This is a genomic window from Oceaniovalibus guishaninsula JLT2003 (assembly GCF_000299575.1).
In the GTDB taxonomy this organism is placed as follows: domain Bacteria; phylum Pseudomonadota; class Alphaproteobacteria; order Rhodobacterales; family Rhodobacteraceae; genus Palleronia; species Palleronia guishaninsula.
Map to the genome: position 1 here is coordinate 1 of NZ_AMGO01000061.1, position 7,569 is coordinate 7,569.

General features: G+C 69.9%; 8 protein-coding genes. 6 read left to right on the top strand and 2 right to left on the bottom strand.

The window, feature by feature from the left end:
- From OCGS_RS12765 to OCGS_RS12790, 6 genes are all read left to right on the top strand, one after another.
- On the top strand, nucleotides 1-671 hold a 671-nt coding region (locus OCGS_RS12765), incomplete at its 5' end, for an ATP-binding cassette domain-containing protein (protein ID WP_040611038.1).
- Nucleotides 668-1,645, top strand: a complete 978-nt coding sequence (locus OCGS_RS12770; protein ID WP_007427663.1) for a glycosyltransferase — start codon at nucleotides 668-670, stop codon at nucleotides 1,643-1,645. The genes OCGS_RS12765 and OCGS_RS12770, both read left to right, overlap by 4 nt.
- Nucleotides 1,642-2,586, top strand: a complete 945-nt coding sequence (locus OCGS_RS12775; RefSeq protein ID WP_007427664.1) for a glycosyltransferase family 2 protein — start codon at nucleotides 1,642-1,644, stop codon at nucleotides 2,584-2,586. The genes OCGS_RS12770 and OCGS_RS12775 overlap by 4 nt, the downstream gene beginning before the upstream one ends.
- Nucleotides 2,583-3,764, top strand: a complete 1,182-nt coding sequence (locus tag OCGS_RS15260) for a hypothetical protein (protein WP_007427665.1) — start codon at nucleotides 2,583-2,585, stop codon at nucleotides 3,762-3,764. Before OCGS_RS12775 ends, OCGS_RS15260 begins: the two co-directional genes overlap by 4 nt.
- Nucleotides 3,761-4,756 carry a glycosyltransferase family 2 protein gene (locus OCGS_RS15265; protein WP_007427666.1) on the top strand — a complete coding sequence of 332 codons (996 nt, stop codon included), beginning with the start codon at nucleotides 3,761-3,763 and terminating at the stop codon, nucleotides 4,754-4,756. The genes OCGS_RS15260 and OCGS_RS15265 overlap by 4 nt, the downstream gene beginning before the upstream one ends.
- Nucleotides 4,757-4,826: 70 nt before the next feature.
- Complete coding sequence (locus tag OCGS_RS12790) at nucleotides 4,827-6,287, top strand: NAD(P)/FAD-dependent oxidoreductase (RefSeq protein WP_007427667.1); 1,461 nt, start codon at nucleotides 4,827-4,829, stop codon at nucleotides 6,285-6,287.
- Here OCGS_RS12790 and OCGS_RS12795 read toward each other — a convergent pair.
- Both OCGS_RS12795 and OCGS_RS12800 read right to left on the bottom strand, forming a co-directional pair.
- The gene (locus OCGS_RS12795; RefSeq protein WP_083848265.1) at nucleotides 6,284-7,255 is read right to left on the bottom strand and encodes a glycosyltransferase family 2 protein; all 972 of its coding nucleotides are present in this window, start codon (nucleotides 7,253-7,255) and stop codon (nucleotides 6,284-6,286) included. The two genes, OCGS_RS12790 and OCGS_RS12795, sit on opposite strands and share 4 nt — an antisense overlap.
- Nucleotides 7,255-7,569: hypothetical protein (locus tag OCGS_RS12800; protein ID WP_238538262.1), on the bottom strand; the 315-nt coding region annotated here is incomplete at its 5' end. The genes OCGS_RS12795 and OCGS_RS12800, both read right to left, overlap by 1 nt.

Sequence of the window (7,569 nt, forward strand, 5' to 3'; positions counted from 1 at the left end):
TGACGGGGCTGAACCTGACCATCCCGCGCGGGGCGCGCATCGGCATCGCCGGGCCGACCGGGGCGGGCAAGACCACGCTGATCGACCTGCTGCTCGGGCTCATCTCGCCGCAGAAGGGGCATCTGCGCATCGACGGGCGCGACGTGACCGACGCCAACCGCCGCGCCTGGCAGCGTCAGGTCGGCTATGTGCCGCAATTCATTCATCTGGTGGACGATACCGTTCTGGCCAACATCGCGCGCGGCGTGCGCCCCGGCCGGATGGACCGCGCCGCCGCGATCGAGGCCGCGCGCATCGCCCAGCTCGAGGATGTGGTCGCCGAACTGCCCGACGGCTACGACACCCGCATCGGGGAAGGCGGCATGCGGCTTTCGGGCGGCCAGCGCCAGCGGCTCGGCATCGCCCGCGCGCTCTATCGCGACCCCGACCTGCTGATCCTGGACGAGGCGACAAGCGCGCTCGACGCCGTGACCGAAGGGCGCGTTCTGGCCGCCATCCATGCGCGCGACGAAGGCAAGACCGTGGTGATGATCACCCACCGCCTGCAATCGCTGGTGGCCTGCGACTGGATCTGCTTTCTTCAGGACGGCCAAGTCACCGCCCGAGGTGACTTCGAGACGCTGCGCCACGACGTGCCACTGTTCCGCGCCATGCTCGAGGCCGCGCAATGATCCGCCCCGAAATCAGCGTGCTGATGCCCGTCGCCTCGGCCCGGTATCTCGGCCCGGCGCTGGACAGCCTGCTGTCGCAGACGCTCACCACGTTCGAACTGGTTCTCGTGGACGACGCGCGCGACGACGAAACGCGCGACGCCATCGACCGCGCCGCTGCGGCCGACAACCGCATCCGCATCGTCCGCGCCGCCGCCCCCGGCGGTCTGGCGGCGCTGCTGAACGAAGGGCTGGACGCCTGCCGCGCGCCGCTGGTCGCGCGCGCCGATGCCGACGACATCTATCACCGCGAAAGGCTGGCGCGTCAGGCGCAGGCCATCGTCGGGCGGCCCGGCCTGCTGGCGCTGTCCTGCGGCTATTGGCGCATCGCCGCCGACGGCAAGCGGCTCTGGCGTCTGCGCCCCGAAACCGACGCGGCCCGGCTGCGCTTTCGCACGCTGATCGGCTGCCCGCTGCTGCATCCGGGCGCGATGTTCCGCCGCGACGCCGTCATGGCGCTGGGCGGCTACGACACCGCGCTGTGGACGGCGCAGGACAACGACCTGTGGGCGCGGCTGGCGCAGGTCGGCGATCTGGGCAACCTGCCCGAACCGCTGGTCGAATGGCGCGAACACGGCGGCACCGTATCCGCCGCGCGCGGTCCCCAAGGCATCGCGGTCAGCAACGGCGTCTCGCAGCGGCATCTGGCCGCCTATCTCGGCACCGCTCCCGCGATCGAGGACGTCGCCGCCGCCCGCGCGCTCTGGCGGCGCGAAGCCGCGCCCCGCCCGCCGGCCGAGATCGACCGCGGCGACCGCTTCCTGCGCCGCCTGCTGCGCGCCGCCCGCTCCCGCGAAAGCCGCGATGTGCGCCGGCACTTCGCCCGTCACGTCGCCGGCGCCTATCTCAACCAGGCGCGCTGGCTGGTGCGCACCCACCGCGCCGAGGCCGCCCGCATGGCGTCGCGCGCCGCCGCATGGATGGCCCGCCCATGATCCGCCCCTGGCTTTTCACCTGCATCGGGGTCGCGCACGATCTGCCGCTTCTGCCGCACTGGCTGGACCATTACCTGCGCCTCGGGGTCGATCCCGCCCGCATCGTGGTGATCCTTAACGCCGAAACCGACGCTGCCCCCGGCCTCGACACCGCCCGCGCGATGCTGGCGCGGGCCGGCACCCGCGACCCGGTGCTGTGGATCGCGCCCTATACCTCGGGCGCCATGTGGGAAAGGCGCGGCGCGGTGCAGCAGGCCGTCTGCCCGCCCTCCGACTGGGCGGTGCACGCCGATGTGGACGAATTTCACCACTGGCCCGAACCGCTGCATGCCTGCCTCGCCCGCGCCGAGGCCCTGGGCGCCAACTGCATCCAGGGCCCGATGATCGACCGCCTGGCCCCCGGCGGTCGCCTGGCGCCCGTGGCGGCGTCGCCCGGCATCCTCGACCAGTTCCCGATCCGGGCCGAGGTGATGCGCGCCGTGGGCGGGCGCAGCGAACATCACGGCCGCGCCGGCACGATCAAGCTGATGGCGGCGCGCGACGGCCTGCTGCCCGCGCGCGGCGGCCATCGGCCCACCCACGACCTGCCGGTGCGCTGGCTTTACCGCCAGAACCTCAACGCCTTTCCGCAGATCGACGACCCGGCCTTCCGCTTCGCCTTTCCCACCCGCGTCGATCACATCCACTGGACCGAGGCGCTGCCCCAGCGGCTGGAAAAGCGGCTGGCCACCCCCGGCGTCAGCCCCGCCGGCGCGGTCTACGGTCAACGCCAGCTCGACCATATCCGCCGCCACGGCGGCATCGCGCTGGACGCGGTGGCCATCGCCGATGACGCGGCCCCGCAGGACTGGCCGCGCCGGTTGCGCCGCCTGCGCCTGATGGGGCGCTATCGCAGCGGCCTCGGCATCCTTCAGGCCCTTCGCAGAAAGGTCGCGGGATGACCGGCTGGCGCCTGACGCAACTGACCTTCGGCTCGGACGAAGGCCGCTTTCATTCCCACAGCTATTACGACATTCCCGTTTTCGACGGGACGGGCACCCGCATCGCGGGCTTCCGCACCGCCTTCACCGGCCGCCACCCGACGCCCGGCGACAGCGTCGAGGTCGGACTGGCCGACGCCGGCCGCCCCGGCGACTGGCACCCCCTCGCCGCCACTACCGCATGGAGCTGGCAGCAAGGCCCGATGGCCCAATGGGTGCCCGGCCGCGACGCTCTGGTCTGGAACGACCGCGAGGGCGACCGCTTCGTCGCCCGCCTGCACGATACCGGCACCGGCACCACCGCGACCCTGCCCCGCCCCGTCTATGCCCTGACACCCGACGGGCGCGCGGGGCTGTCGGTGAACATGGCGCGGCTGAACGCGCTGCGGCCCGGCTACGGCTATGCCACCGATACCCCGCCGCCGCTGCCCCGCATCCCCGACGACGATGGCGTGTGGTCCGTGCCGCTGGACGGATCCGCGCCGCGCCTGATCCTGCCGCTGGCCCGTGCCGTCGCGTTCCTGCGCACGCGGCTCGCCTTGCGCGAACGCCTGCGCCACCGCCTCGACCGCTATCGTTACTGGTTCAACCACGTGAAGATCGCGCCGGGCGGGGACCGCTTCACGCTCAAGCTGCGCTGGCGCAAGCCGCAGGGCGGCTGGAACGGCCGCATGGGGGTCAGCCTGACCTGCGCCATCGACGGCACCGGCCTGCGGCTGCTGGGGCGGGCCACGTCGCATGTGCTTTGGCTGGACGACGACCGGCTCTATTACTACGACGAAGGGGCGGGCGACATGCCGCTGGTCGCCGATGCCGCGCCCGAGGGGCGGCGCATCGGCACGATCCCCGGCATCGACGCCAACGTCCACATGCGCCACCTGCCGCCCCGCATCGGGCCGGGCGGCACCCCCGAAACGGCCGTCTTCGACACCCCGTATCGCGAGGATGTGGATCTGTTCCAGACCGCCTGGAACGGCGGCGACCGCACCCTGATCGCGTCCTTCGCCGGCCATGTCCCGCCGCGCGGCCCGTTCCGCTGCGACCTGCATCCCGTCCCCGATGCAAGCGGGCAGCGCCTCGTCGTCACCTCGATGCAGGATGGCGGGCGGCAGATTTATTTGCTGGAACGCGACCCGTGACGCCCGCCGTCAGCGTCGTCCTGCCTGCCTTCAACGTCGCGCCCCTCGTCGGCGCGACGGTCGCGTCGCTGGCCGCGCAGGACTGGCCCGCGATCGAGTTGATCGCCGTCGATGACGGATCGGCCGACGGCACCGCCGATGTGCTGGCCGCCGCGCTGGACGCGTTCCGTGGGCCGGGGCGCGGCGCGCGGCTGATCCGGCAGGCCAATGGCGGGCTCGGGGCGGCGCGCAACGTGGGGCTGCGCCACGCCACCGCCGACCGGGTGCTGTTTCTCGACGGCGACGATCTGCTCGATCCCGGCGCGCTGTCCACGCTGATGCGCGCGCTGGATGCCGCGCCGCAGGCCGACATCGTCTTTCCGCGCTGCCGGCACATCGACGAAGGCGGCGTGCCGCTCGGCATCGTGTCGCCCGCGCCGCCAAGGCCCATCGGCGCGGCGGCGCTGATAACCGACAACCCCATCCACACCGATTCGGGCCTGCTGATCCGCCGCGCCGCCATCGACCGCGCCAGCGGGTTCGACACGGCGCTGCCGTCCTGCATCGGCATCGACTTCCTGATTCGCGCCACGGCGGGGCGCGGCGCCTGCATCCTGCCGGTGGATGCGGTGCTGGTCGGCTATCGGCGGCGCGACGGCCAGATCACCGCTGACTGGCGCCGCCAGCGCGCGGGATGGACGGTCGCTGCCCGCCGCGCCCGCGACGCAGGCGTGCTGGACGCGCGCGACTGGCGATTCGCCCTGGCCCGCAACCGCATCGTCTGGGCGACCACCGCCTATCGCACCGGCTATCATGCCGATGCGCGCGCCCTGATGCGCGCCGCCCTGCGCGCCTCGCCCGCCGCCGTGCTGGGCGATCCGCATGGCCGCATCCGTCTTGCCGCCACGCTGACGACCCTTCTGCCGCCCCTTCATGCGGTCTTGGTCCGGAAGCAGTCCGCCCCTCCCTGCCGAAGCCTTGGGCGGAAGATTGCAGATGTTAACGAATCTTAATTTCGGCGGTTAAGGAACCGTCCGGTCTCTGATACCATACCCTCTTGCCCCAGCCATAGAGTGACCCGCCGTGACCCAGCCCGCCCTTCCCGACACCCCCCGGACGCGCGACGTCTTCATCATCGGCGGCGGACCTGCGGGGCTGACGGCCGCATACGAACTCTTACGGAACTCCGACGCTTTTCATACGACGGTTTTCGAGGGCAGCCACATGGTCGGCGGCATCGCTCGGACCGAGACCAGCAACGGCTATCGCTTCGATATCGGCGGCCACCGCTTCTTCACCAAGGTGCCCGATGTCCAGCGCATGTGGCGCGACGTGATGGGCGACGACTTCATCACCGTGCCCCGCCTCAGCCGGATCTACTATCGCGGACGCTTCTTCTCGTATCCGCTCAAAATCTTCAACGCCTTGGAAAACATAGGCGTTTACGAATCCTTCCGCATCATGGCCAGCTATCTGAAATGGCGCGTCCGTCCCCACCGGGTCGAGGACACGTTCGAGCAATGGGTCATGAACCGCTTCGGCGGGCGGCTCTACATGCACTTCTTCCGCAGCTACACCGAAAAGGTCTGGGGCATTTCCCCCAGCAACATCCGCGCCGACTGGGCCGCCCAGCGCATCAAGAACCTGTCCCTGACCAAGGCCGTCTGGAACTCCATCTCCGGCGCCAACGACACGGCCAGCCTGATCGAGGAGTTTCAATATCCCCGCCTCGGCCCCGGCCAGATGTGGGAGAAAACCCGCGATATCATTGAAGAATCCGGCGGCACGGTGCTGATGAACGCCCCTGTCGGGCGCGTCCTTCGCCACGGCATGCGCGTCACCGGGATCGAGACGACGGACGCGGGTGGCACGACCGCGCTGCACGATGTCGGCGACGGCGCGGTCATCAATTCGATGGCCCTGCGCGACCTGATCCGCGCCTTCGATCCGCCCCCCCCGCCCGAGGTTGTCGAGGCGGCCAACCGCCTGAACTACCGCGACTTTCTGATCGTGACGCTGGTGCTGAACAAGGCCGATCCGTTCCCTGACAACTGGATTTACGTCCACGCCCCCGAGGTGAAGGTCGGCCGCATCCAGAATTTCCGCGCCTGGTCCGCCGACATGCTGCCCGACAAGGACACGGCATCCATCGGCATGGAATATTTCTGCCAGGAAGGCGACGGCCTCTGGACGATGTCCGACGACGACCTGCGCGATCTGGCGGGACGCGAGCTGGAACAACTGGGCCTCGCCTCGGCCGAAGACGTGATCGGCGCTGCCGTCATCCGCCAGCCCAAGGCCTATCCGGTCTATGACGGCGACTATCAGCAGGCCTTGGAAACGGTCGGCAACTGGTTGCGGAGGCTTGAGAATTTCCAGACGGTCGGGCGCAACGGCCTGCACCGCTATAACAACCAGGACCATTCGATGCTGTCGGCGATGTATGCCGCCCGCAATCTGATGGGCGAGGATCACGACGTCTGGAACGTCAATGTCGATCGATCCTATCACGAGGAGTTCGAGGTCACGCGCAAGGCGTCCTAGCGGCGCGGCGTGACCAGCACCCAAGCGTATCCCAGACCGCCGCAGAAGTAGTGCACCGCCAGAAGCGGGATCGCGGCCAGCGTCAGCCGCAACCCGCCGATCCCCGCAAGCCCGCGCAGGAACGCCCAGTTCGCCGCGATCAGCACGGCACCGCAGATGCCCAGCCCGGCCAGCGCGGCAAGGGGCGCCCAGAACGCCGCCAGCACGCTGACCAGCATCGCCAGCACCGACAGGACCGAGATCCGCGCCCCCAGATCCGTCGCCAGCGCCCGCGGCATCGCAGCGCCTTCCGACCGCAAAAGCCGCGCCCAGGGGATCGCGCGATGCAGCAGGTCGGTGCGGATCATGCCCGCCAGGCTCCATCCCTTGCGGTGCGTTCCCTGCAAATCGGGACAAAGCACGATGCGCCGCCCGGCCCGTGCAAGCGCCATGCCGAACTTCACGTCCTCCATCATCCGCTGGCTTGAATCGAAACCGCCCACGCTTTCGAAATCCGCCCGCCGCACGGCCCCGAGACCGGTCCAAAAGCTGGTGACGTCGCCCGCATGACTGACATGGGTGTGCCGGTGCAGAAGGTTGCGGAACCGGCTGACCGTCTTCGTCACCATCGGCGCCGTATCATAGGCCCCGAACACCGCCGCGACGCCCGGATTTTCGAGGACCCGTTCGATGACGGCCCGCGTATCCGGCGCCACCACCACATCCGCATCGACAAAGACGATCACGTCCGATGTCCCTGCGGCGGCGCCGGCGTTGCGGGATGCGGCAGCGCCCATGTTCGCGCCGTTCCTGATTACCGCGACACCGGCCCGCTTCGCAATTTCGGCCGTCCCGTCGGACGACGCATCGTCCACGACGACGACATCGCCGGGTGCAAATCCCGCGCGCAATAAGCCCGCAATGCACGCGCCGATATCGGCCGCGGCCCGATGTGCCGGAATCACCACCTGCATTCGCGGTCGTCGCATCACCCGATCCCGGCCCTAGTCGCGGCCTGCGTTACGCGCGATGCGTCGTTCCGTCCAGGTCGGGCCAGCTGCGCCTCCAGCCGTTCGATCAACCGGTCGATGCGGCCGTCATACAAGGCCCCGCTGCCTTCGGCCACCAGTTCCTTGCGTAGATCGGTCAGGGTCTTGAACGCCGCGGCAGGGACGGTTCGACTATCGTCGCCAGCCAGCACGCGGCATTCGGCCAGATGCACGATCCGTTCCAGCCGTGCCAGTCTTCGACCGACGACACGGCGGCTATGTCGTCGGCCGGGCACCCGCATCTGCCAGATCGG